The following is a 22,297-nucleotide window of genomic DNA, read 5'->3' on the forward strand; positions in this document are numbered from 1 at the left end:
GTTTAAAACAAACGTTCAGCACACCCTTGCGGTGTGTTTTTTTATGCTTTTGCAATCCGCCTGTTCTGTTTTCTTTTTAACAAGCAAAGGCTTACCGCTGCGGCAAGCCTTTCCTGTTTGGGATTATGCTTGGTAGACAATCTTGCCGTCGATGATCGTGCAGAGATTTCTGGCTTCGGTATCCACTGCCGGCATGCCGTCAAAAATCAGCACATCGCCGTCTTTGCCGGCTTCCAGAGAGCCAATGCGATCGTCGCAGCCGATGATTTTGGCCGCGTTGATCGTAATCATATGCAAAGCCCGGATTTCATCCAGACCAGTGCGGACGGCTTCTCCGGCCTGGGTTATGATCATGTACGGAACAAAGCATGGGCCATCGGTCATGATGGCGCAGCAGACTCCGCGCCGATCCAGCTCCGCCAGACAGTCGATATCCACCTTGCAGCCTTCCCCGCCAAACAACGGGGCGCCTAACGGCCCGTAAATCACACCGCGGACATGCTTGCTGGAAGCAAGCTCGTCATAGAAATCACTGGAACCTAACGCATGATCCAGCGTCACATCAAAATCAAACTCCTCGGCCAGCTGCAAGAGCGACATCATATCATGCTGATAACAATGAACTTTGAGCGGAATTTTCTTCTCCAGCACCAACAGACCGTTTTCCAGTCCCTGATCGAACTTCGGCATTTTTTCCGGATCCGTTTGACCCTGAGCTTTTTTAGCCTGATAGTCTTTCACCTTCAGAAAGTAATCACGAAATAAATCCGCAACCCCTAAGCGCGACATCGGCATCGCTGTCCGTGGTCCGTAAACACCTTTGGGATTGACGCCCATTGCGGCTTTTAAAGCGATGGGATTGCGCAGTGTCCGGCTGGCCAGCGACGTTCCGGCGGACTTCACGGCACAGGCTAATCCGCAGATCACGTTGCCGCTGCCGGGGGTGATCGCGCTGGTTGTGATTCCGGCCTTCGCTGATTCCATGAATGAACGATCCAGCGGATTAATGCCGTCGTAAGCCTGAATTTCCGGTGTCTGCGGCTTGGTCAGCTCATTGAGATCCTGAGCGCCGGTGTCCGTATCAAAACCGCCGATATGCGAGTGGGCATCGACAATTCCCGGCATGACAATCCGGCCGGACGCGTCGATGACCTGGGCGGCTTCGGCTTCAATCGCCGCGGCGACTTTTACAATTTTGCCGTCGTCACCGATCAGCACATCAGCCTGTTCCAAAACACCCTGCGGCCCCATCGTCAGCACTTTCCCGTTTTTTATAAGAAGCATTTCATCGCATCTCCTTTCCGATACAAAATTTCACCGTTGGCGATCGTCATTTCGACTGCGCCCTTGTAGCTGGTGATCGGATTGGCGCTCCACAGGACAAGATCGGCACGCTTGCCTTCTTCCAGCGAACCTGTCAGGTTTTCAATTCCCAACAGTTTGGCGGCATTGTAGGTCAGCATTGTCAGCACTGCCTCATCATCGTGGATTACTTTCTGCATTTCCAAAGCCGACCACAACAAATCCTCACGGCCGCCGAAACCATTGTCAGCAGCGCTGAAAGCCACCGTCGCTCCTTGTCGGGCCAGCTCGGCAATTCCGGCATAATCGGTATTGCGCGTATATTTATTAAACCCATTGGCCGGATTGGCAACGATCAGACCGCAGTGCTTCTCTGACAGCTCAGTCAACGTACCATCGACGCCAAACCCGCCGCAGAAAACCAAATCCAGGTCATACTCAGCGGTTGCCCGCAAAACCGAACGAATTTCCGTCGGTGTATTGCAGCTGACAAACAACGGCATCTGCTTGTCTACGACCGGTTTTAAAGCTGCCAGTTTTTCATCCCGTTCTGTCTTTTCATCTTCTGGATTATAATTTTTGGCTGCCTCCAGCTTTTCCTTGAACATCGCAAAAATGCCCATTTTGGTCATCGGTGCCAGATTGCGGGATCCATACGCTTCTTTCACCGCTTCGGTCACCGAAGCTTTCATGCCTGTCTTTTCCTTGATCAGCATTTTCATCGGATTGACGCCATGCACCTCGAAAGCAGCCATCTGTCCGCCGAACACATTGTTGTTGGTCGGAGCGACGCCCACCGCTGTAATGCCGAAAGCATAGATCTGCTGCCGGGTAATGCCTCGGCCATTAAAGGCATACTTGACATCCAGCTGCGGCGTGAAGACGTCGGAGCGTTCATCATTGTCATTGGCATTGCCGCGGATTTCCCGGCCTGGGCCTAAAATTCCCCAGTCGCTCAGCGGATCAATAAAGCCTGGAAACACCTGCATCCCTGCCGCGTCGATCACCTCGGCCCCACTGGCCTTTAGATGCTCACCGATTTGAACGATCTTGCCGTCTTCGATCAACAGATCCGTGTTTTTTACCTGTCCCCGGCCGTTATGGACACAGCCGTTTTTGATTAAAATCATCGAATTCATCATCCTTTCCCTGATGTTCATTATACTCATTTAACGCAGAGTCTTCCAGCGATTTCCGACAGAGAATGCACAAAGTCATCAAAACGAGAGAGTTGAGTCATTTTCAAGAAAAATACAAACTAAAAAAGGCTGATCCTGCGGCCAATGGATCAGACCCTTTTTTGATTTTCTGATGCCTGATGAAACAGGGCCAGGCTTCACCCTTAAGCATGGAAGCAGATCATCCCTGACAACGGCGGTTTTCCACAATTCCCCATAACATCAGACCGATCGCAATCAGTTCGATGAGAATGAATAATCCATGCGGCAGCTCCTCAACAAGGCCATTTATCATCAAAGCGAAGGCATTAAGGAATAATCCCAGCGTTAACGGCCAGGCTTGTTTTTGACGGCGGCACATAATCTCAGGCCTCCTTCTAAATCCGACGGCTGTAGTAGGTTTTACATCCGATCATGACGACTAACAGCACCACCAGCACCGCCAACAGAGTAAAGAATACCGTGGAATTAAACATTCCACTTAATAACAAGGCAAAATATTCCAATCCCATCATGATCATCAAGGTCGAAGCACTGGTCTTCATGCCGATCAAGGCCTGACGTTCGTCCTTTTCTTGAATTTTGCTTCGCTTCAGCTGTTCAGGATTTTTCAGCAGCTTCATTTTTTTATAGACGTCAAATGCGCCAATGATGACTAAGCCTGCGCCGGTTCCCATATAAACTCCCTTTAAAAAAGAAGCAAATTCCAGTTCACCCGAAGGCTTCCACAGACTGGCGATCACAATCACAATGATCCCCAACATGACCCCCAGAATAGAAAGATTCCGGCGATTTTTTATCGTTTTCGTATACTCTGCATCGCTGAGCAGAGCCTGACTTAATACTTTTGCCAACATTTCATTCATCCTCCTCAAATAAGAAAATATCCTCGATCATCAAGCCGAAATACCGGGCAATCTTGTGCGCCAAGGTCAGCGAAGCATTGTACTTCCCATTTTCCAGCGAGATGATGGTCTGACGGGTGACCTCGACCGCATCGGCCAGTTCACTTTGCGATAAGCGGCGCTGTTTGCGCAGCTCCTGAATTCGATTTTTCAATTTATCACGCTCCATAGTATAGCTAGCTTTACATTTATAGTATAGTCAGCTTTACATATTCTGTCAAGCAAACTTTACACTTTTTTTCTGCAGCTGACTTTATGACCTTCCCTTTTGAGGATTAATCGTTGACATGCTTCCCTCAGCTCGCCGTAGTCTGCCGAAAAAACCAAACAGCTGTCAACGTCGGCGAATGCTTTTTCCGGCTAACTTTCGTCATGAAGAAGATAACAGATATTGCCTTGATCGGCATTATAAAAAGGGCATTTCTGCCCTTTAATCAGACTATTCCGGTTTTGAGGAATCTTCTTTTTTCTGCGTGTTCTCTTCCAGATGATTCAGCCGCCAGGTCAACGCACTGCCCAGAATCAATCCGGCCAAGATCAGAATGAACTTCCATAGAACAAACGGATTGGATCGGTCATGAATCATATAGTCATCATACAAGGCGACATCGAAGCACATGTCCAGATAATTCACAAACAGCAGGATCAGAAATAAGATGACAATCGCGGATCCCAGCCAACGCATAACCGTTATTTTTTTCATAGACTTATTTACCGATGGCCTTACATCTGTTTCAGAATGACAGACAGCTTCGGCATCAGCTGCTGCTTGCGGGAAATGATGTCGTGATCATATCCTGAATGATCGTCAAACTTCGTGTCGATGATTTCATTCATCACATAAGAAAGCGGCCCGCTGTAAACAAACATCGTTCCCTCCGCCATGATATGCGAGAACATCATGACCATCAGATCAAACTGCTTGGTTGTCTGTTCCTTTTCCAGCTGTTGGCGGAAAGCCGGCAGGATTGCCTGAATGTCTTCAATATTTTTATAGTTGGTCTGTCCGATCGCAATCTTGTATTTTCCCATATCGTAGGTTTTCAAGTCGCGGTTGAGAATCTGGGTCGGCGTCGACTCCTTAAGCGCCACCGAAGCGCTCAGCATTTCATCGGCATAGTGATCCAGATCTACTCCGGCAATTTCCGCCAGACCGTAAGCGATATCCTTATCCAGCTGCGTTGTCGTTGCGGATTTGAAATGCAATGTATCGGAAATAATCGCACTCATCATAATTCCAGCCATCTGAGCGGACGGCGTAATCCCATTTTCCTTATACAGCTGCGCGATAATCGTACAGGTACAGCCGCAGCGCTGATTGCGGTAAAAGATTGGATACGAGGTTTCAATGTTGCCGATGTGATGGTGATCAATAATTTCTTCAATCTCGGCATCTTCAATGTTGTTGATTGCCTGATTCTTTGCGGAATGATCGACGAGAATAAACTTCTTGCGCCGATAATTCAGCAGATGATAGCGGGACACGGCGCCGACTGCTTTGCCTTCGATATCCAATACCGGATAGCTGCGGTAACGGGTATTCGCCATCTTCTTGGCGACATCATCCACATATTCATCATCCTGGAAGGTAATCGGATTGCGGCTCATCAGACTTTCCACCGGGAATGCCTCGTTGATGACCTTGGCCACCTTCATCGTATCCCATGGTGTACGGATGACAGCACAGTCCTGTTTGCGCGCCAGCTCCAGATTGTCCGGGCTGATCTGTTCGTTGCATGTAATAATCATGCAGCGGGTTCCCATTTCCAGCAGCTGCCGCTGTTTGCGATTGCCGTCTGAAAGGATCGTGATGGAATGCTTGAAGTTCTCTTCAAATTTTGTGCCGTCATTGAGCGTCACAATGAAAACTTTGCCGTTGGTCTTGAAGTTTTTAGGTTCGTAATCAATTTCACCGTTGATCGTTTTAGCCAGCGCTGATAACGATGCGGTTTTCATCAGTTTCTGCATCAGTTCATCGCTCATCATCCGCGGGGAAGCCAGATTGGAAGTGGAAACGATCCCGGTCAGTTTCTGCTGCTCATCCAGGACGAACAGTGACTTGTTGCGGGCCTTGAACAAGACGTCCCAGGCTTCCTTCAGCGAGGTTTTCGTTGAGATCAGCGTGGGTTCATCAATGTCAATGTCCCGCAGCTGAGAACGCGCGTCTTTCAACAACAACGGATTCTCCAGACCGAAACGTTTTAAAACATACTTGGTTTCTTCGTTGAGGGGGCCTAAGCGGCACGGAATCGCATGGACGCCCAGCCGCTGCTTAAGTTCAGCATAGGCCAAGGCAGAACAAATGGAATCGGTGTCCGGATTCTTATGACCGACGATATAAACATATTGCTGCATAAATTCACCCTATCATATTTTCTGCGCCGTTATCCAGAACGGCGGTCTTTCTTACAGCGTTATTATAGCATAAAGCCGTCCCTCGCCAACGGTCAATGCTCAATTTTTTACGATGAAAGCGCATTTTTTTGACTGTGACAGTTGACGAAAAAGCACGGAAAACCTAGAATGAATGTTAAATCAAAACAGAGTTGGAGGATTTTTCAAGTGAGAAGCGAAAACAGATTAGGATGGAAACAGGGGGCCCAGGATGGACTGCCGATTGCATTCGGATACTTATCCGTATCGTTTACCTTCGGCATGGCTGCCGCGGCGGCCGGCTTGTCGGTCAGCGAAGCCGTGATGATTTCAGCGACAAATCTGACTTCTGCCGGCCAGTTTGCGGGCTTAACCTTGATTCAGGCTCAGGCTTCCTTCATGGAAATGGCGCTGACGACGCTGGTCATTAATTTACGGTATGCCTTAATGTCGCTGTCGCTGGCACAAAAACTCGATCCTGCCTTATCGCGATGGCAGAAGGCGATCCTGGCCTTTGGCAACACCGATGAAATTTTCGCCGTGGCCGTCAGTCATCCCGTTGTCTATTTCCGGTATATGCTGGGGTTGATTTTGACGCCAATGGCAGGCTGGGTCGGGGGTACTTTCCTGGGCTGCGCTTTTAGTGCGTTGCTTCCAACGGCAATCCGCTCCGCGTTTGCGGTTGCGATCTACGGAATGTTCATCGCGATTATCGCTCCGGTCGCCCGGCAGCTGAAATCGGTAGCCATCGTTATTGGCATCGCTGTCATCCTGAGCGTAACCCTGCGGATCTGTCCGTGGTTCAGCTGGATTTCTGAGGGCTTTTCAATCATTCTCTGCACGATCATCGCAGCCGCGTTAGGAGCATGGCTGTTTCCAGTTCAGGAGGGGCATAGCCATGATTAACAAAACGGTATTTCTTTATACGTTGGTGATGGCCGGTGTGACCTATCTTCTGCGGGCGGCACCCATCCTTATTTTTCAAAAAAAGATTGAAAATACCTTCATTCAAAGCTTCCTGTTTTATGTTCCCTATGCGGTACTGGCGGCAATGACTTTCCCAGCGATTTTAATGAGTACACGCAGCGGGCTGAGTGCGGCGGCGGGTCTGTTGATCGCTCTGATCTTAGGCTGGCGTGGCAAAGGTCTGTTAACAGTGGCGCTGGCGGCCTGTGCAGCGGTGTATCTTGTTGAACTGATTATCTTATAAAAATAAAAGTAATCTATTGTTAAAGAAGGTGATAGGATGCTCATGCTCTGTTCTAACGGTCTAACCTGCAAAGCACTCCGTGATCAGGTGCTTCAGGAAACCCATAAGCTGCACAAAGAAAAACCGCGGGCGGCCTTGATCGTTACTTCTGATCCAATTTATAAAGAAAAAAACTATCATGTTGCGCGCTGCCTTCAGGAATTGGAAAGTCTGGGTTTCAGCGTGGATCTGTTTGATTTTGATTATCAGCGTGCTGAGATACTTCTGGCTTATGATTGTGCCGAACTGATCGGTGGTAATCCTTATACTTTGCTTCAATCTCTGCGCAAAAGTCAGGCTCAGCCTATACTTAAAGAATTAGCGAAGCAGCATATTTTGATCGGCTGGAGTGCAGGAGCACTGGTTTTAGGACCAACGATCGATCTGATTGAACAGTATTTTCCTGAGATGAACACGCTGAATCTTACGGATTTGACAGGAATGAATTTGACAAACAGACAGATATTACCTCATTATCATCAATTTTTAAACCGTGATCCACAATATGAAATACTTTGTCAAGCCTACGAGCAGGATCATCACTGTGAAATTATCCGGCTTAGTGACGGTGAAGGGATCATTATCGATTCAGAAAATGACTCTTTCATACGGATTCAATGACTTTTATGGAATTTAGAATTTTCATTATTCTGACAATAATACTTCTTTCATTTTCAATATAAAAAGAAAACCACGACGCGATCTGGTATGATCAAAACGTGGTTTTTGCTTTATGGGAGAAAAGCCTGGGATTTGGCCTTATCGAATACAGCCGTGGATTTCAGTGGACTTTATTCCTTGAACTCCGGCGGATTTTTGCGGGCTGGATCGAAGTGCTGACCATCTCCGGACAGATCAAAATAAATTCGGGAATCGGACGTGACGCCCCAGTCCTTTTGCGAACCACTGTCCACAATCCGATTAAAGGCCTGGCGGAACATCGTGTTGTGCGCTTCCTCGCGGTTCAGCAGAAAGTCGATGACTTCGCGGACACCTTCATCCTCAATCTGACGGTACAGATACTGATACACAACTTTTGCCCGCTGCTCGGCCGCAATATCGGAAAGCAGATCGGCAGCCAGATCACCGGTTTCATTGACATACGCCGCTGTCCACAAATAGCCTGAAGCATTCGCCAGCAGCGGTGTTAAACCCGTCAGCACATGCGCTTCCATGCCTCCGACAGTAGCATCCTTAGCGTTGAGCTGATCACCGTTAAGCTGATTGATCATCTCGGCGACGATTTCCATGTGACATAATTCTTCGGCCGCAATATCAAGAAATAAATCTTTGATTTCCTTATCCTGAATCCGCAGGCTCTGAGCAAAATACTGCATGGCCGCTTTCATTTCTCCCTGCGGACCGCCTAACTGCTCCTGCAGCAGCGCGGCATAGGTTGGGTTGGGTTTCTTCACTTTAACCGGATGCAGCAGCTTTTTCTGATGTTTAAACATGATGTTTCCTCCTTCGTTATTTTTGAACTTTGTTCGTTTGGTATTAGGATGAACCGAATTGATAAAAATCAAACGTGAAAAATCAAAAATAAGAAAAACCGCGGATCAGGAACAACATCTGCCGCGGTGCTCAGAAAAAAATAAACGATAAGAAAAACGCCTAAACCACAACCGTCATGGTTTCAGGATTGACCGGATGAGCGTCCGGCTGCTGCGCCGGGGTACCGACAACCAGCGATCCCACGCAGAAATAATTCTCCGGGACGCCTAAGGATCGGGATAGACCGGCAAATTGCGGATGGTTAAAAACATGCCGGCTGTAATCAATCCAACAGGATCCCAAGCCCAGCGCCTGGGCTGCCAGCATCATATTGCCCATCGCCAGCGCTGCGTCCGTGATCGGCGAATACGCCTTTTTATCGGCAAACACGACGATTAACAAGGGGGCATTATAATACGGATCTTCCTCTACATTCAGCAGCGAAGCCAGCTCTTCGATCATCTCCTTGCGCTGGATTGCGACAAAATACCAGGGCTGCTGATTCATCGCACTCGGCGCTGCCTGCCCTGCTTTCATCAAAATATCCAGCTGTTCGCGGCTAACCGGCTGTTCCGTATAGCTGCGAATGCTGCGGCGGTTAAAAATGGCGTCTAAAACTTCACTCATCCTTGGATCTCCTTTCGGCTTTTATCTGATTTCTGCTGATTCTGCCCACGCTTTCTACTTGGGACTGAAACAAAAATCATTAAAACAGAATTCACAGAAGCCGCCGTCACTCTAATAAGTCAGAATCTGCGGGCCATCCTCCGTGATCAAAATCGTATGTTCCCATTGTGCAGACGGTTTGCCATCCTGGGTGTAGATCGTCCAGCCATTGTAGCGATCCATCTCGACGCGGGCGCTGCCCATGTTGATCATCGGCTCAACCGTCATGACCATCCCCGGCACCAGCAGCATCCCAGTATTTTTCTTGCCGACATGGGAAACAAACGGATCGTCATGGAATTTCAAACCGACGCCATGACCGCCCAATTCGCGGACAACCGAGTAGCCGCAGTTCTCTGCATAACTTTGGACGGCCGCCCCGATATCACCGACAAAATGCCAGGCCTGTGCAGCGGCAATACCGCGGTTCAGGCATTCCTTCGTTTCTTCAACCAGACGACGATTTTCATCGCTGACCTCACCGATCATAAACATCCGCGAAGCATCGGAATAAAATCCATTGTAAATCGTCGATACATCCACGTTGACGATATCGCCGGCTTTCAACTTGCGGCGATGACTCGGAATCCCATGGCAGACCTCATTGTTGACGGAGGTGCAGACACTTTTTGGGTATCCCTCATAATTCAGCGGGGCGCAGATCGCTCCTCGTGTGGTGGTCGTGTCATAGACAATTTTATCAATTTCCTCAGTGCTCATGCCCTCACAGATCGCGGCGGCCACCGCATCCAGCACCGCCGTGTTAATATCAGCACTGGCTTGTATGCCGGCAATCTCCGCCGGAGTTCGGATCAGGCTGTGAGAGGGGACGATGTGACCGCGCTTTTTATAATACGCAATTTTCTGATCCAGCGGCTGGTGGCACTCACTGTATAGATGACCGCTGCCGCACCAGCATGGATCTTGGGGTTTAAGATGAATTCGTTTCATACTTCGCCTACTTTCTATAAAATGATCTGATCATTAATCACTAAGGAAAAAGTCAGACCTAACTTTTCCGCCGCTTTGCGGCACAGCAGCATCCGCTGCATAAAGATTTCAAAATAATCCATCACGGCAGAAATCTGCGTGTCGATTTTCAAATCCAGCACAATCTTTTTGCGATCCGGCGTGATTTCTGTACGCGATTGATGCACGGCATAATTGACCCGGTCGTGAATATCAAAGGTGGCAAAATCACGGTTGCGCACACGCGTGCGGCGGACATCCGTTTTGTCTGCCAGAATCAAGGCCGCAGCAATCGGATTAACGGGGTAGGCAGTGCTTTCATCATGATTGCCGATGGCGCTGATTATCGTTGAGATTTCCTCAGCTTCCGCTCCCAGCTTGTCAAGAATCCGAAAAGCCATAACCGCTCCGCTCTGCGCATGATCGACACGGTTAATCACGTTGCCGATATCGTGCAGCCAACCGGCAATTTCCGCCAGTTCCGCCTCTCTTTGACTATATCCCAATGTCAAAAGGATTTCCCGCGCTTCTTTCGCGACCTTGCCGACATGCGCAAAACTGTGTTCGGTATAGCCCAGCGCTGCCAAAGCTTCATCCGCTTTCTGAATGTACGTTCTGACCTGGGGATTATTTCTGACCTCTTCAACGGTGATCATCACGTTCCTCCTTTTCCGTCCTTTGCAGGATTTCCTTCTCTGCCTTTACTATGGACCAATACCGGCATTCTAATCGGCCTGCTGGATCAACACGCCCTCCTGCGGCATGGATCTGTGGGTACTGTAAAACCGCTGGATCGCCAGGATCATGGCTTCGCTGTCCTCGACACCGGCAGTTTCATTGCAGGAATGCATCGCCAGCTGAGCTAATCCGATATCGACGGAAGCGATGCTGACCTGAGAAGTGCTGATGCTGCCCAGCGTACCGCCACCTTTTAAATCAGAACGATTGGTGAAATATTGCGTTTTCACTCCGACTTCAGCGCAAAGCTCCTTGAATAAAGCCGCACTGATCGCGTCCGAGGTATAACTCTGATTAGCATTGTATTTGATCACGATGCCCTGATTCAGATAAACACGATTGGTCGGATCGGATTTCTCTGGAACATTGGGATGCACGGCATGTGCATTATCCGCAGAAATCATCAGCGACGAAGCCAGCGCCCGCTGCAGATCCTCCTCCGTCAAGGCCATCGCCTGCGTTATTCGGCGCAAGGTATCGATCAAAAAGGTCGAAGCGGCGCCCTGGCGTGTCCGGCTGCCGACTTCCTCATTGTCAAAGCAGCAGTAGACATTCAATGAACGGCGGCTGCGGCCCTGCAGAAAGCCCTGCAGCGTCGTATACGCGCACTGCAGATCATCCAGGTGCGGACTGGAGATAAACTCCTTGTTCTTGCCCCAGACATAGCCTTTCTGCAAGCAGGTTAAGTACAGGTCAAAACTGAGTACTGCCTCCGGTGCGACCTTGAGCTCTTCCGCCAGCAGCGTCTTGATATCAAATGGCTCCTGGCCCAAGCCCAGTAATGGAAGCATATCTTTTTGAGCATTGTAGCTGGCGTTGGTATTGGCTTCACGGTTCATGTGAATCGCCAAAGAGGGAATCGTCAGCAGCGGACGGTCAATGTTCAAATACCGGCTGACAATCTTCTCTCCATCCCGCACGATCACCCGTCCGGCTAAGGACAGCGGGCGATCCATCCAGGTGCTGCACAGCATTCCGCCATAACCTTCGGTGTTCAGTTTCAGATAACCATTTTCCTGAATCACGGCGTTGGGCTTAAGCTTGAAAGTCGGCGCATCACTGTGGGAAGCTGCGATATTGAAACTGAGATCTTCCGTTGTTTCCGGCATTTGCCAGGCCAGCAGACTGGAATGATTGCGGATCGTAAAATACCGTCCGCCGGGCGTCAGCGACCAGCGGGCACTCTCAATCTGTTCTTCATATCCAGCTTGGATCAGCCGTTCACGCAGCTGATCAACGGCCTGAAAACAGGTGGGGCTGGCTGCGATAAAATCAAGCATGTCTTGAATTTGTGTGTTTGTCATTTCTTCACCTCATTAAAATTGATCCGGAAAATCCGGGGTTTTTAACCAACAAAACTTAGCCGCAGAAAACTGCGTCATCTCAATTATACTCATTTTCATGCCAAGCGACACATAAAAACATGAATTCCCGGCAGATTTCCCTGTTAAAACAGCGCAAATCGGACAGAATGACTATCAGAATCATAAGTCATTGAAGGAGGAAACAACATGACCATCCAAACCACTCTGCCCCGGATCAATGAACTGGGGTACTATGAAATGCGGCTGGAAAGCATCGGCGGCCTGGGCGCAAATCTGTGCGGCAAACTGTTGGGCGAGCTGGGTGCTGTTCAGCTGGGCCTGAATGCGGCCAGTTTTTCCAGTTATGGCTCGGAAAAACGCGGCTCTCCAGTGAAAGCCTTTATTCGTTACAGTGCGCCGACGCAAGAAATCCGCATCAATTCCCCAGTCCGGCATCCCGACTGTCTGGCCTTATTTCATGAAGCCATGGCAGGAAAGCTGCCGGTTAACGCCGGGGTACAGCGGCATTGCCGGGTTGTCATCAATACGGCGTTGGACGGAGCCGCAATCCGGGATCGGATGCAGCTGGCAGCGCGTGATATCTACTGTGTTGATGCCCTGACTCTGGCGCTGCAGTCGAAGTCACGTGTGAACATGGTCATGCTTGGGGCGATTGCCCGCGCCACTGGCTTTATACCGTTAGAGGCCGCAAAGCAGGCAGTGATCGCGACACTGGGCAGCAAAGCACCGGATCTGTTGGGCGCTAACTTAGAGGGTGTGCAGCGCGGCTATGATGAAGTTCAGCTCTATCATTTTGATGATGAGCGCTATCCGGAAATTCCATTTGACAGCGAAAGTGAAGGCTGGGGCTGGAAAACCGCTCCGATCGGCGGGGTTAACCCGATCAGCGGCAGTTCTGTACGCAATGATCTTTCTGCCAGCCGCGAAGGTTATCTGCCGCTGTTTGAGCCGGAAAAGTGCATTCATTGCGGCCTGTGCGATTCCACCTGTCCGGATATGGTATTTCAATTCTTTCCTGGGGAACTGAAAGGCCGCAAAACGATGCTCAACCGCGGACTTGACTATCGTTTCTGCAAAGGCTGTCTGCGCTGCGTTGACATCTGCCCGACCCACGCCTTAACCCGCGGAGTTGAGAAAGAACATCCGCATCCAGACTATTTCACTCCGGTTCGCGATCTGTTGACACCCGATCTGCAGCAGACCCATGTCGGCGCCAACAGCTGGGTTACCAGTGAATCACCGAATGAAGAAATTTTGAAAAAGGGAGGAAAAGCGTGATGAAAAAACAGATCAGCCTGTATGAAAGCGGCAATGAATTAGCTGCGGTTGCCGCCAAACAGATCAACTATCATGTCATGGGCTACTATCCGATTACCCCTTCAACCCAGATCGCTGAAAATCTTGATCTGATGAAAGCTCAAGGACTGCACGATATTTCCCTGATCGCTGCCGAAGGCGAACACAGCGCGGCTGGAATCTGTTACGGTGCCAGCACTGGTGGCGGCCGGGTTTTCAATGCCACCAGCGCCAATGGTCTGCTTTATGCCCTGGAACAGCTGCCAGTTCAATCTGGCACTCGCTTTCCCATGGTGATGAATGTTGCCTGCCGGACGGTATCCGGCCCCCTGTCCATCAAAGGCGATCACAGCGATATCATGATGATGCTGAACTGCGGCTGGATCATCCTGTTCGCCAACAGCGTGCAAATGGTATACGATTACAACTTGATCGGACTCAAGCTGGCTGAAACTGTCAATCTGCCGGTTGCGGTCGCCTTTGACGGTTTCTTTACCAGCCACCAAAAACGCCGCTGCATGATTTTTGAGAAGGATCAGGACGTTCAGGACTACATCGGACCCGTGAAAAAACGTACGGATATCCTCGATACCGAACATCCGGTAACCATTGGTTCCTATATGAACGAGCCGGATTTAATCAATAATAAGTATCAGCTGCATGAAGCAATGGAACAAGTGTTCAATGAGATTGAACCGCTGTTTGAAGAATTTAAGGAATTGAGCGGACGGCCGCAGCACCTTGTGGAAACTTATCGGGCGGAGGAAGCCAAAGTGGTCATCTTTGCGCTGGGCTCGACTTATCACACATTAAAAGAAGCTGTTGATCAGCTGCGGAAAGAAGAAATTGAAGTCGGCGCTGTCACACTGACGATGATCCGCCCGTTTCCCAAAGCTCAGCTGATTGAAAAGATCGCCCATGCTGAAACCTTAATTGTCTTAGATCGGCAGGACAGCTATGGTGCCCAGGGCGGCAACATGTCACTGGAAATCCGTGCGGCTCTGCAGGAGGCGAAACTGGATTGCGAGGTCTATACACGAATCTATGGTTTGGGCGGCAAAGACTTCTACTATGAGGAAGCTGTAAAGCTGGTGAAGGATTGTCTTGATCAGGATCTGCCGCGATTTGATTACCTGCAGATAAGCGAAGGTCAGCCTGTTTCCAATCCAGAATACTTTAAACCACTGACGGCGGAGGATACAGAGTTAGGGCTTACCCAATGCCGGCTTAATGATCAAGGCCAGCTGCAGGTGCAGGGCGGTCAGATCGCTGCGACGACCGCGATGCCGAAGCGGCTTGCGCCGGGGCATGGAGCTTGTCCGGGGTGTGGAATCCCAGTCAATGTCAATTTACTGCTTCGGGGGATTGAGGGCGTGGTTGTCCTGTTATTTCAGACGGGGTGCGGAATGGTTGTTACGACTTCTTACCCAAAAACTTCATTTAAAGTTCCCTACCTTCATAACTTATTTCAGAATGGCGCGGCTACGGTTGCAGGCCTGGCGGAAATGTTCCATCAGCGGCAGAAGCGCGGAGAATTGCCTGAGGGGGATATCACATTCATCATGATCAGCGGTGATGGAGGGATGGATATCGGTTTGGGTTCCGCTATTGGTGCAGCCCTGCGCAACGATGCGTTCATTTTGATGGAATATGATAACGGCGGATATATGAATACAGGGTATCAGCTTTCTTATTCGACCCCGATGGGAGCGCGGAGTTCCACTTCGCATATCGGCAAAACTCAGTATGGAAAGACCTTTGTTAACAAGGACACGCCGCAGATTATGGCAGCCGCAGGGGCTCAGTATGTAGCGACGGTGGCAGAATCCCAGCCGGCAGACTTTTTAAAAAAGGCGGCAAAAGCTCAGTATTATGCAAAGAATAAAGGCTTTGTTTATCTGAAAGCTCTATCAGCCTGTCCGTTAAACTGGGCAGATGTCCCGAGTCAGGAACGGAAGGTGATTCAGGCTGCCGTTGACTGCGGATATTTCCCACTTTATGAAATTGAAGAGGGGATCACGTCGATTAACTACAATCCGGAAAAGAACGGAAAACAGATTCCAGCAATCGACTGGCTGAAGATGATGGGACGGACGCGGCATTTAGGAAAGCCGGAATATGCGGAAGTCGTTGGGCATATCCAGAAAGAAATTGACAAACGTTGGACACGTTTGAAAGCGCGGGCCGAAAGTGATGTTTTGTAGCTGAGAAGTTTCCTGATTTCATTCTTTTCTCCAACATAAAAAACGCAGTTTCTCCTCTCTGACGAAAGAACTATTAAAAGGGAAGGAAACTGCGTTTTTATATTGGATTTGAGATAGGTTACTGCTTAGAGGTGCTGCCGAAACCACCATTTCGCAGCTGATCGACTTCATCATCCACTGTGATGCCGTATTCTACAAAGATTCCCTGCATAAAGCCTTCCCCCTGAGTAAGCGATAGTTGTTTTTCTTCACGGGAATCATTGAGCAGCTTGCAGAAAATATGGCCTTCATTGTCGGAATCATAGTAGTCGGAATCAATAATTCCCACGGTGTTGTTAAACTGCAGCCGATATTTGAAACCCAGACCGCTGCGCGGATAGCATTTTAAAACCCAGCCGGCTGCGATCTGAACCCGAATACCCGTTGGTATTTTGATAGATTCTCCTGGTTTGAGGATAAAACTCTGGGGGGCAAAGAAATCATAACCAGCGGAACCAATGGTTGCCCGCTTTGGAAGCTGAAGCTGATCATAGATCTGAATGGCTTCCGCTTGTGTCGCTGTTGTAAACGTATCAAGCCAATCCTGAACAAATTGTTTTTTACTTACTTTTTCAAATTTTGCGATTTTCTGCATGGAATTTACTCCTTTCTTCAACATGTCTGACCTGAATTGTACCTATTGTAAAGAAAAGGATCGGCTTTTGTCAACTCCCGGACTTAACCGATCCTTGTACACTTTGAGATCCCCCTTATCTCAAAGATTATTATTGGGTTCAAACCTCACAGCGTGATTGAGATAAGGGCACGCAAAAACCCGTCCTGACACAGAACATATAGTTTGCCAGGCTATCCAGTCACAGGACTGGATTCAGGTGCATGAACAATATTCATCGCACCGACGATATCGCGATGACAGTGGAAGCCGCAGACACACCGATAAAAACGTTTGTCAGGGGTATTGAGTCTGCCGCAAACCGGACATCGTTTGGATGTATAGCGAGGATTAACATAGATTAAACGGAGTCCTTCGCGTTGTGCTTTGTAACGGATGTTGTCAATCAAACGGTAATAGGACCACTGGTTTAAATCCCGCTTCTCTCTGGATTGTTTAACTTCCCGTTTGCCAATTCCGTGAAGCTGTTCCACACAGAGCACGCCAACATTCTGATCGACTGCAAACTGAACAATTTGGGAGCTGATGAGATGGCATTGCGTAAGCATCCAGCGATAAAGACCATGATTCAATTCTTTAATTTTTGAATAGTCTTCCTTTTTTTGGAGTTCAGTAAGTTTGGCATAAAAAGCATTGCGGCGAAAACGAGCTTCTCGCCCATTGCCGAAAAAGCGGATTTTTCCATCTTCCGTGCAGGCAACCGCAGGAACTTTAATTCCCAGATCAATCCCCATTCTTTTTGACGAGATGGATTGCGGTTTTTCCGGCACCTTGACATTAAATTCAGCAGCCCACCATTGTTTGTAGGGATGAATGGTTAGTTTGCCTAATTCCATGCTGAGATAACGTTGTTGATAAGGCTCGGCCATAATTGGTAATTTCAGTGTATCACCGATACCGAAGCGGCCGCCCACCTGGATTTCTAATTCATTATCCATAATCTTGAAGTTTGGCTGATGCCAGCAGCATTGCGATGTTTTCAATCTCAGTTTTGGATTGTTAAACTTTTGAACATGTTTGAAGATTTGCTTTGCCTCCTGAACGACCATTGCACGACTCCAAAAAGGGATGAACGTGCAGAAGTCGCCATAGGACACATAAACAGGATGTTTATTTTTGATGTAAAGCTGAAGTAAGTTATTAACCTCATTTTGATAGGCCTTCGCCATGATTGTAAGAATTCTGGATGTATTTTCATCAGTTTTTAATAAGATCCGACAAGTAAGATAAATATTGTCACCTCCTCAGAGTTATTATCCCTACACTTATAATATTGCGCATTTTTGAAAAAAGCCCCACAAAAAAATAAAAAAATTTTAAATTCTTCCAACTGCTTTGAAATTTACAGGATTCTGGGTCCTTCTCAAGTCCAGCAGAAGCGTCCGATTTGGACAATCTCTACTTTTTTTGTTTTTTTCAAATTTTTTTAAAAAAAGACTTGTCAAATGTACTTCTTCATGATAGTATATAAAAGCGCTGTGAGTTACCAAGTGAAGAAGTACTCAAGAGGCTGAAGAGGTGCCCCTGCTAAGGGCATAGGTCGCGAAAGCGGCGCGCGGGTTCAAATCCCGCCTTCTTCGCCACATTACAGTGCGCGCGCCGAAACAACGATATTGGTCTGGTGGTGTAGTGGTTAACATGCCTCCCTGTCACGGAGGAGATCGCGGGTTCAAGTCCCGTCCGGACCGCCATTATCGCAGGTGTAGTTCAATGGTAGAACGCAACCTTGCCATGGTTGACACGAGGGTTCGATTCCCTTCACCTGCTCCATTGCGATATCAATGACCTTGATCCAATCAAGGTCATTTTTTTATACTTTCCGCTCCCTGTTTCGCAATCTCGAATTACAAAAGTCTCCGGGCCTCTCTCCCTGTTCCCAATTCATGGCAAGGTCAGCGATCTCACCCGCTCCCCCTGCGCTTCGAAACACCTCTTAGGACTTTCCCCCGCACTCCTCCCCTCCACCAGCCCTCTGTTCTGACTTTCGCGGCCTAAGCCCATCGCAAGAGAAAACCGCAGCCACTGCCGAAAATACCTGAACGCGCGAATCAAAATTTTGAAACACCCTACAAAAAAAAGGCCGCTGTGACATGGCGGTCTTTCCTTTTATATGAACTCTAACCCCAGACTGACGCACAAAGCTTCATCAATCGCCTGTAAGGTCTTTCGGTCTAATGTGCAAACCCATTGTCCTAATCGCTGCTTATCAATCGTCCGAATCTGTTCCAGCAGTACGATCGACGCCTTTTCTAAGGAATCGGCCGGCAGAATTACATGAGTCGGAATTGGCGGCTTAGTCAGCCGGCTGGATATCGGCGCCACAATCAAAGTTGGCGAAAATCGATTCCCTTTGTCATTCTGAATAACCACCACCGGCCGCAATCCGCCCTGTTCACTTCCGATACTCCCCGCCAGGTCCGCATAATACACATCCCCTCGGCGCACCATCATTATTTCATGACCGATACTTGCATGCTTTCCACAACCTGCATCATCTCCTGCGGTGTCAGATCGTTGGAGTATACGGAATACTCAACCTGACTGTTGGTGATTGTAAGCCGATTTCCGTCATAGTATCCGACCAGTCCTAACCCTTCAACCAGATCGCCGTTCACTTCCGTGACAGTCAGTTCCTGACTTGGCGCCCTTTCTGTCTGCACAACCGTGAAATCCCGATCACCGCTGAATTCCAGAATGTGCTGCGGCTGACCATTAACTGAGGAAACCGTGGATGCGACTAACTTAGAATCAAAAACGGTCATCGGATACAGCGGCAATTCAATCAGCCCCGTATAGCTGCTGGTCGGTGTTTCAATCGAGCTCTTCGGCGTATCAAAATAGCCAGCTTCAAAGCCTTCATTATAACTGACCGCCGTAAATTCCATGGTTAATGCCGGAGCGTTGTTTGCATCATAAGCAATCAGATATAATGGCTTCGTGTCTTTGTTGAACTTAATTTCCTGGCGGACGAGCTGAGCGGCACTTGGATACTTAGCCTCGGCGCTGATCAGAATCCCATCCTTTTCTTTTTTCGTCTGATGGTCATTCTTCAGGACTTCCATCATCGTCTGAAGCAGATAAGGCTTCGGCGAGTTCATCGGCCATTCGCCTTGGAACTTAAAAACCTGGTTCAATGAAGGAGTAACAACAAAGACACCTTCTTTATTCTTAAGAATAATCTGTTCCTGGTTCAGCGACTTATCAATCATGCTGACCTTAAAGTACTCGTCTTCGCCCTCCTTCATCCATGAGGATGTAATCGCGTAGTTCTTGAATTCTTCGCCGCTGGAAATTTCCATATTCCCTTCCAGCTTGTAGCTGGTCAGCTTCTGCATGGTTTTGTCCGCCTTCTTCTCAAATGAGCTGGGTTTCAGCACAAGAAATAACGCGACAACCAACAAAAGGACCCCAACGATCACTGCGACTTTCTTCTTCATAATTCCACCTTTCCTTTTCAACACAAGGTATGCGCTTTTGTGTCGGTTCATGCATAAATCCGCAAAGGTTCGCTATTCTGTAATAGGAGGAATTGTGTATGAAACGAATTCTCAATCTAGCTCTATTCCTGTCCATTATTGCCTGTCTGTTATACGGTCTGGACGGGATCTTTAATCTGGATCTGATCGCCAGTCTTTCGCTGCACTCACCCAGTCTTGCCGTGATGGTAAAGGTTATATTTTCCGCCTGCGGAATGATCAATATTTTATGGTTCTCCACAGATAGAGATTAAGTTTCTACTTTCTTTTTTTCTGATTGAAAGCGACAGCCGCCTGATTCAGATTTTTTTATCCGGCATATAACTGACCGAAGAATAAAGCATCGCAGCCAGTCTCATTAAAGAAAGTGATGTTAATGTTTGAGGTAAAAGAAAAGAGCGCTGGGAAACGCTCTGCCATTTGTTTAGTGTTTCAATCCACGATCATTGAACAGAGTACGATCCCATCCTTCAATGCGTTGATTGACTTCATGTCCGTGGGGGGGATACCAATTTCTCTTTACCCGCCACTGCCATTCATTTTGTTTTTGTGATTCCTCTTTCCACTGATCGAGGTGGAAGAATCCTCACTGATTCTTATTGAATCGTAAAACCGGCTTCCCGGATCGCAGTTTTTGCGGCGTACACCAAATCGTTAGAGCCCTCGATGACCACGGCACCGCTTTCCAGCGCAACTTTATATTCTACGCGAGTATCATCCAGAGCCGCTCGAATTCGGTCTGCCTGATCCTCGGTTTTCATGTCCCGGACAAAAATGATTGTTTTCATTTCTCAGCCTCCTGTTCTGCGTGTTCATTATAGCGAGTTTCCTGATCCTTGCCAAGATGGATGTTGAAAGTTTCAGGAATTCTTCAGTTGGGCTGCCGTTGAAATCTGTCTGGCAATGGCAGCGATTTGACAGGCTTGCAGCGGATCTGAGGTCAGCCGCAGATGCCACTGTCTATCATTCTTCCCCTTTTGTATTTGATCAATCAATATTCGTGTTTCCTGACGGGCATTCTGGAAATGATCCAGTATTTTCTCAGACGCAAGCACTAAGGAATGGTCCGGCTGCTGCAATAATCTGCAAAGCTGCTCAGCAGTAAGGGATCGATTCAGGATAAGGATCAGAACGGCTTCCACATACGACTCCCCTTCCCAGAGCTGAGCCTTTCTTATATTGATCTTTATTTCAGGAAGCAGCCTTTCCAGCTGTGTTTGCAGACAGGAAGCCAACTTCACAGGCTGGTTTTTCAGTTTTTTCTCTTGTCTTTCTGTGCAGACCTCCACTTGCGTCAAAATCGACAGCTGGATCAAAGGCTGCAGCGCCGTCGCAATCATCCAAACTTCCGGCAGTGGTAGTTGGATCTGCCGCAAGGGCCCGTTTTCCAGTCCTAACTGACAAGGCAGATTTTCCGTATACTGCGCACTCACCAGTTTAGCCTTCCCGTGTTTGTATTGTTGAATTATTTTGTCATTGTCGCGGCAGGGCGGCAAAATCACAATCAGTTCAGCCCGCTCAAAAAGTATCCGGTTCAACGGTTGAGGCCGGATCTGTCCTTCCGCCAAGGTTAAAGGCCTTAGCCCTTTCTGACTGCTTGCCCAATTCAAACTGCACGGGCATCCCAATACCGTGCATGCATCAATCAGCCGGCTAAGCTGCGCCGGCTTATCCGTAACCACTAATGTTCGCAGTCTTCGCATAGCTGAATCCAAGTTCCCTTTCCAACCTGCAGCGAGGAGCCCACCCAGACACGCAATCGGTGTTCACGGGCAAACAGAATACTCTGCCGCTGCATTACGCGGGCTCCGGCATCAATCATGTGCAGCATCTGATCGTAATCAACCTTATCCCAATGTCGCGCTTCGGGATTAAGTTTAGGATCCGCATCATAAATTCCGCTGACATCCGTTAAGATATAGACATCCTTCAGACCTAATGCTTGGGCCAGAAGCATCGCCGTATAATCACTGCCGCCTCGTCCCAGCGTCGTGATTTCATGATCGAGTGTGATCCCCTGATAGCCTGGAACAATCAGACAATCGCAGTGATCGAGCTTTTCCAGCAGCTTCCCCGTCGTGACCGTCAGCACTTCCGCTTCACCATAGTGATCATTAGTGATGATCCCCAATTCCTGCGTACTGAGCGTATCGCTGAGAATTCCATTCTGCCGGCACAGAGAATTGATGACCAACGTGCTAATCATCTCCCCTGCCGAAACCAGCCGATCGCGCTGCTGAGGGGTCAGATATTTAGCCAGGGACATCAGTGTATCCGTTGCATAGGGATCGGGATAGCGCCCCATCGCAGAAACCACCGCAATCACTTTCATTTCCGGAATCAGACGACGGATCAGGCGAACAGCTCGATTGCGGGCAGCTTCCTCTTTCAGCGAGGTTCCCCCAAACTTAATAACACAGATTTCCATAATCCAGCCCCTTTCGTCTTC

Annotated in this window: 25 protein-coding genes and 3 tRNA genes; 9 read left to right on the plus strand and 19 right to left on the minus strand. The window is 48.6% G+C overall.

The window, feature by feature from the left end; genetic code table 11:
- Positions 1–123: 123 nt before the first annotated feature.
- From MCG46_RS13800 to MCG46_RS13830, 7 genes are all read right to left on the minus strand, one after another.
- A complete protein-coding gene (locus MCG46_RS13800; RefSeq protein ID WP_020224281.1) occupies positions 124–1,284 on the minus strand; it encodes an amidohydrolase family protein in 1,161 nt (386 codons plus the stop codon).
- Positions 1,272–2,432, minus strand: coding sequence for an amidohydrolase family protein (locus tag MCG46_RS13805; protein WP_240280499.1), 1,161 nt, complete (start codon positions 2,430–2,432; stop codon positions 1,272–1,274). The genes MCG46_RS13800 and MCG46_RS13805 overlap by 13 nt, the downstream gene beginning before the upstream one ends.
- 229 nt (positions 2,433–2,661) lie before the next feature.
- A complete protein-coding gene (locus MCG46_RS13810) occupies positions 2,662–2,841 on the minus strand; it encodes a hypothetical protein (RefSeq protein WP_240280500.1) in 180 nt (59 codons plus the stop codon).
- 16 nt (positions 2,842–2,857) lie between these two features.
- Entirely contained in the window at positions 2,858–3,337 is a 480-nt protein-coding gene (locus tag MCG46_RS13815; RefSeq protein ID WP_240280501.1) for a hypothetical protein, read from the minus strand.
- Between the two features lies 1 nt (position 3,338).
- On the minus strand, positions 3,339–3,539 hold the full coding sequence (locus MCG46_RS13820; RefSeq protein WP_040451586.1) for a helix-turn-helix transcriptional regulator: 201 nt from the start codon (positions 3,537–3,539) through the stop codon (positions 3,339–3,341).
- 285 nt (positions 3,540–3,824) lie between these two features.
- A complete protein-coding gene (locus MCG46_RS13825) occupies positions 3,825–4,088 on the minus strand; it encodes a hypothetical protein (protein WP_240280502.1) in 264 nt (87 codons plus the stop codon).
- Between the two features lie 20 nt (positions 4,089–4,108).
- Positions 4,109–5,740: a putative manganese-dependent inorganic diphosphatase gene (locus tag MCG46_RS13830; protein ID WP_154240583.1), complete on the minus strand. Its 1,632-nt coding sequence runs from the start codon at positions 5,738–5,740 to the stop codon at positions 4,109–4,111.
- A gap of 207 nt (positions 5,741–5,947) precedes the next feature.
- On the opposite strand from MCG46_RS13830, the gene MCG46_RS13835 reads away from it, so the two are divergent.
- The 3 genes from MCG46_RS13835 to MCG46_RS13845 are packed head-to-tail and all read left to right on the plus strand — an operon-like array spanning position 5,948 to position 7,628.
- Positions 5,948–6,664, plus strand: a complete 717-nt coding sequence (locus MCG46_RS13835) for an AzlC family ABC transporter permease (protein ID WP_430622666.1) — start codon at positions 5,948–5,950, stop codon at positions 6,662–6,664.
- Positions 6,657–6,968, plus strand: coding sequence for an AzlD domain-containing protein (locus MCG46_RS13840; protein WP_240280504.1), 312 nt, complete (start codon positions 6,657–6,659; stop codon positions 6,966–6,968). The genes MCG46_RS13835 and MCG46_RS13840 overlap by 8 nt, the downstream gene beginning before the upstream one ends.
- Before the next feature lie 36 nt (positions 6,969–7,004).
- Positions 7,005–7,628: a Type 1 glutamine amidotransferase-like domain-containing protein gene (locus MCG46_RS13845; RefSeq protein ID WP_240280505.1), complete on the plus strand. Its 624-nt coding sequence runs from the start codon at positions 7,005–7,007 to the stop codon at positions 7,626–7,628.
- Between the two features lie 170 nt (positions 7,629–7,798).
- On the opposite strand, the gene MCG46_RS13850 is transcribed toward MCG46_RS13845, so the two are convergent.
- The 5 genes from MCG46_RS13850 to MCG46_RS13870 form a co-directional block, all read right to left on the minus strand.
- Positions 7,799–8,461 carry a manganese catalase family protein gene (locus MCG46_RS13850; RefSeq protein ID WP_020224294.1) on the minus strand — a complete coding sequence of 221 codons (663 nt, stop codon included), beginning with the start codon at positions 8,459–8,461 and terminating at the stop codon, positions 7,799–7,801.
- A gap of 160 nt (positions 8,462–8,621) precedes the next feature.
- The gene (locus MCG46_RS13855; protein ID WP_240280506.1) at positions 8,622–9,128 is read right to left on the minus strand and encodes a nitroreductase family protein; all 507 of its coding nucleotides are present in this window, start codon (positions 9,126–9,128) and stop codon (positions 8,622–8,624) included.
- A gap of 111 nt (positions 9,129–9,239) precedes the next feature.
- Positions 9,240–10,109 (minus strand): methionyl aminopeptidase, encoded by an 870-nt coding sequence (locus MCG46_RS13860; protein ID WP_430622673.1) that lies wholly within the window; start codon positions 10,107–10,109, stop codon positions 9,240–9,242.
- Between the two features lie 23 nt (positions 10,110–10,132).
- Complete coding sequence (locus tag MCG46_RS13865; protein WP_154240578.1) at positions 10,133–10,792, minus strand: HD domain-containing protein; 660 nt, start codon at positions 10,790–10,792, stop codon at positions 10,133–10,135.
- A 69-nt stretch (positions 10,793–10,861) separates the two neighbouring features.
- Positions 10,862–12,178, minus strand: coding sequence for a M18 family aminopeptidase (locus MCG46_RS13870; protein WP_020224298.1), 1,317 nt, complete (start codon positions 12,176–12,178; stop codon positions 10,862–10,864).
- Positions 12,179–12,385: 207 nt separating this feature from the next.
- Between MCG46_RS13870 and MCG46_RS13875 the strand changes: the two genes are divergently transcribed.
- A complete protein-coding gene (locus MCG46_RS13875) occupies positions 12,386–13,477 on the plus strand; it encodes a 2-oxoacid:acceptor oxidoreductase family protein (protein ID WP_240280508.1) in 1,092 nt (363 codons plus the stop codon).
- Complete coding sequence (locus MCG46_RS13880; protein ID WP_240280509.1) at positions 13,477–15,699, plus strand: thiamine pyrophosphate-dependent enzyme; 2,223 nt, start codon at positions 13,477–13,479, stop codon at positions 15,697–15,699. Before MCG46_RS13875 ends, MCG46_RS13880 begins: the two co-directional genes overlap by 1 nt.
- 118 nt (positions 15,700–15,817) lie before the next feature.
- Here MCG46_RS13880 and MCG46_RS13885 read toward each other — a convergent pair whose 3' ends face one another.
- Together MCG46_RS13885 and MCG46_RS13890 are read right to left on the minus strand one after the other, a co-directional pair.
- The gene (locus tag MCG46_RS13885; RefSeq protein ID WP_154240574.1) at positions 15,818–16,333 is read right to left on the minus strand and encodes a dUTP diphosphatase; all 516 of its coding nucleotides are present in this window, start codon (positions 16,331–16,333) and stop codon (positions 15,818–15,820) included.
- Between the two features lie 212 nt (positions 16,334–16,545).
- Positions 16,546–17,421: an RNA-guided endonuclease InsQ/TnpB family protein gene (locus MCG46_RS13890; protein WP_240280510.1), complete on the minus strand. Its 876-nt coding sequence runs from the start codon at positions 17,419–17,421 to the stop codon at positions 16,546–16,548.
- A 443-nt stretch (positions 17,422–17,864) separates the two neighbouring features.
- On the opposite strand from MCG46_RS13890, the gene MCG46_RS13895 reads away from it, so the two are divergent.
- The 3 genes from MCG46_RS13895 to MCG46_RS13905 all read left to right on the plus strand — a co-directional run bounded on the left by MCG46_RS13895 (position 17,865) and on the right by MCG46_RS13905 (position 18,142).
- Positions 17,865–17,955: transfer RNA gene (locus tag MCG46_RS13895), tRNA-Ser, on the plus strand.
- A 32-nt stretch (positions 17,956–17,987) separates the two neighbouring features.
- Positions 17,988–18,063, plus strand: a tRNA-Asp gene (locus tag MCG46_RS13900).
- 5 nt (positions 18,064–18,068) lie between these two features.
- Positions 18,069–18,142: transfer RNA gene (locus MCG46_RS13905), tRNA-Gly, on the plus strand.
- Positions 18,143–18,478: 336 nt separating this feature from the next.
- On the opposite strand, the gene MCG46_RS13910 is transcribed toward MCG46_RS13905, so the two are convergent.
- Together MCG46_RS13910 and MCG46_RS13915 are read right to left on the minus strand one after the other, a co-directional pair.
- Complete coding sequence (locus tag MCG46_RS13910; RefSeq protein WP_275891044.1) at positions 18,479–18,820, minus strand: type II toxin-antitoxin system PemK/MazF family toxin; 342 nt, start codon at positions 18,818–18,820, stop codon at positions 18,479–18,481.
- A gap of 2 nt (positions 18,821–18,822) precedes the next feature.
- Positions 18,823–19,809 (minus strand): LolA family protein, encoded by a 987-nt coding sequence (locus MCG46_RS13915; RefSeq protein WP_240280512.1) that lies wholly within the window; start codon positions 19,807–19,809, stop codon positions 18,823–18,825.
- 98 nt (positions 19,810–19,907) lie between these two features.
- Between MCG46_RS13915 and MCG46_RS13920 the strand changes: the two genes are divergently transcribed.
- On the plus strand, positions 19,908–20,102 hold the full coding sequence (locus MCG46_RS13920; RefSeq protein ID WP_240280513.1) for a hypothetical protein: 195 nt from the start codon (positions 19,908–19,910) through the stop codon (positions 20,100–20,102).
- A gap of 342 nt (positions 20,103–20,444) precedes the next feature.
- Here the strand turns inward: MCG46_RS13920 and MCG46_RS13925 are convergent, their stop codons facing one another.
- The 3 genes from MCG46_RS13925 to MCG46_RS13935 form a co-directional block, all read right to left on the minus strand.
- Entirely contained in the window at positions 20,445–20,636 is a 192-nt protein-coding gene (locus tag MCG46_RS13925; protein WP_020224307.1) for a hypothetical protein, read from the minus strand.
- Positions 20,637–20,708: 72 nt separating this feature from the next.
- Positions 20,709–21,551 (minus strand): hypothetical protein, encoded by an 843-nt coding sequence (locus MCG46_RS13930; RefSeq protein WP_240280514.1) that lies wholly within the window; start codon positions 21,549–21,551, stop codon positions 20,709–20,711.
- Positions 21,530–22,276 carry a hypothetical protein gene (locus tag MCG46_RS13935; RefSeq protein ID WP_020224309.1) on the minus strand — a complete coding sequence of 249 codons (747 nt, stop codon included), beginning with the start codon at positions 22,274–22,276 and terminating at the stop codon, positions 21,530–21,532. The genes MCG46_RS13930 and MCG46_RS13935 overlap by 22 nt, the downstream gene beginning before the upstream one ends.
- Positions 22,277–22,297 lie beyond the last annotated feature (21 nt).

Origin of the sequence: Holdemania massiliensis (genome assembly GCF_022440805.1) — a bacterium.
Lineage (GTDB): Bacteria > Bacillota_I > Bacilli_A > Erysipelotrichales > Erysipelotrichaceae > Holdemania > Holdemania massiliensis_A.

What these genes read in the sequence shown, in the direction of transcription:
- MCG46_RS13800 (WP_020224281.1), bottom strand. Translation starts at nt 1,284, where the DNA reads ATGCTTCTTATAAAAAACGGGAAAGTGCTGACGATGGGGCCGCAGGGT.
- MCG46_RS13805 (WP_240280499.1), bottom strand. Translation starts at nt 2,432, where the DNA reads ATGATTTTAATCAAAAACGGCTGTGTCCATAACGGCCGGGGACAGGTA.
- MCG46_RS13810 (WP_240280500.1), bottom strand. Translation starts at nt 2,841, where the DNA reads ATGTGCCGCCGTCAAAAACAAGCCTGGCCGTTAACGCTGGGATTATTC.
- MCG46_RS13815 (WP_240280501.1), bottom strand. Translation starts at nt 3,337, where the DNA reads ATGTTGGCAAAAGTATTAAGTCAGGCTCTGCTCAGCGATGCAGAGTAT.
- MCG46_RS13825 (WP_240280502.1), bottom strand. Translation starts at nt 4,088, where the DNA reads ATGAAAAAAATAACGGTTATGCGTTGGCTGGGATCCGCGATTGTCATC.
- MCG46_RS13830 (WP_154240583.1), bottom strand. Translation starts at nt 5,740, where the DNA reads ATGCAGCAATATGTTTATATCGTCGGTCATAAGAATCCGGACACCGAT.
- MCG46_RS13840 (WP_240280504.1), top strand. Translation starts at nt 6,657, where the DNA reads ATGATTAACAAAACGGTATTTCTTTATACGTTGGTGATGGCCGGTGTG.
- MCG46_RS13845 (WP_240280505.1), top strand. Translation starts at nt 7,005, where the DNA reads ATGCTCATGCTCTGTTCTAACGGTCTAACCTGCAAAGCACTCCGTGAT.
- MCG46_RS13850 (WP_020224294.1), bottom strand. Translation starts at nt 8,461, where the DNA reads ATGTTTAAACATCAGAAAAAGCTGCTGCATCCGGTTAAAGTGAAGAAA.
- MCG46_RS13855 (WP_240280506.1), bottom strand. Translation starts at nt 9,128, where the DNA reads ATGAGTGAAGTTTTAGACGCCATTTTTAACCGCCGCAGCATTCGCAGC.
- MCG46_RS13865 (WP_154240578.1), bottom strand. Translation starts at nt 10,792, where the DNA reads ATGATCACCGTTGAAGAGGTCAGAAATAATCCCCAGGTCAGAACGTAC.
- MCG46_RS13870 (WP_020224298.1), bottom strand. Translation starts at nt 12,178, where the DNA reads ATGACAAACACACAAATTCAAGACATGCTTGATTTTATCGCAGCCAGC.
- MCG46_RS13875 (WP_240280508.1), top strand. Translation starts at nt 12,386, where the DNA reads ATGACCATCCAAACCACTCTGCCCCGGATCAATGAACTGGGGTACTAT.
- MCG46_RS13880 (WP_240280509.1), top strand. Translation starts at nt 13,477, where the DNA reads ATGAAAAAACAGATCAGCCTGTATGAAAGCGGCAATGAATTAGCTGCG.
- MCG46_RS13885 (WP_154240574.1), bottom strand. Translation starts at nt 16,333, where the DNA reads ATGCAGAAAATCGCAAAATTTGAAAAAGTAAGTAAAAAACAATTTGTT.
- MCG46_RS13890 (WP_240280510.1), bottom strand. Translation starts at nt 17,421, where the DNA reads ATGGTCGTTCAGGAGGCAAAGCAAATCTTCAAACATGTTCAAAAGTTT.
- MCG46_RS13910 (WP_275891044.1), bottom strand. Translation starts at nt 18,820, where the DNA reads ATGGTGCGCCGAGGGGATGTGTATTATGCGGACCTGGCGGGGAGTATC.
- MCG46_RS13915 (WP_240280512.1), bottom strand. Translation starts at nt 19,809, where the DNA reads ATGAAGAAGAAAGTCGCAGTGATCGTTGGGGTCCTTTTGTTGGTTGTC.
- MCG46_RS13920 (WP_240280513.1), top strand. Translation starts at nt 19,908, where the DNA reads ATGAAACGAATTCTCAATCTAGCTCTATTCCTGTCCATTATTGCCTGT.
- MCG46_RS13925 (WP_020224307.1), bottom strand. Translation starts at nt 20,636, where the DNA reads ATGAAAACAATCATTTTTGTCCGGGACATGAAAACCGAGGATCAGGCA.
- MCG46_RS13930 (WP_240280514.1), bottom strand. Translation starts at nt 21,551, where the DNA reads ATGCGAAGACTGCGAACATTAGTGGTTACGGATAAGCCGGCGCAGCTT.
- MCG46_RS13935 (WP_020224309.1), bottom strand. Translation starts at nt 22,276, where the DNA reads ATGGAAATCTGTGTTATTAAGTTTGGGGGAACCTCGCTGAAAGAGGAA.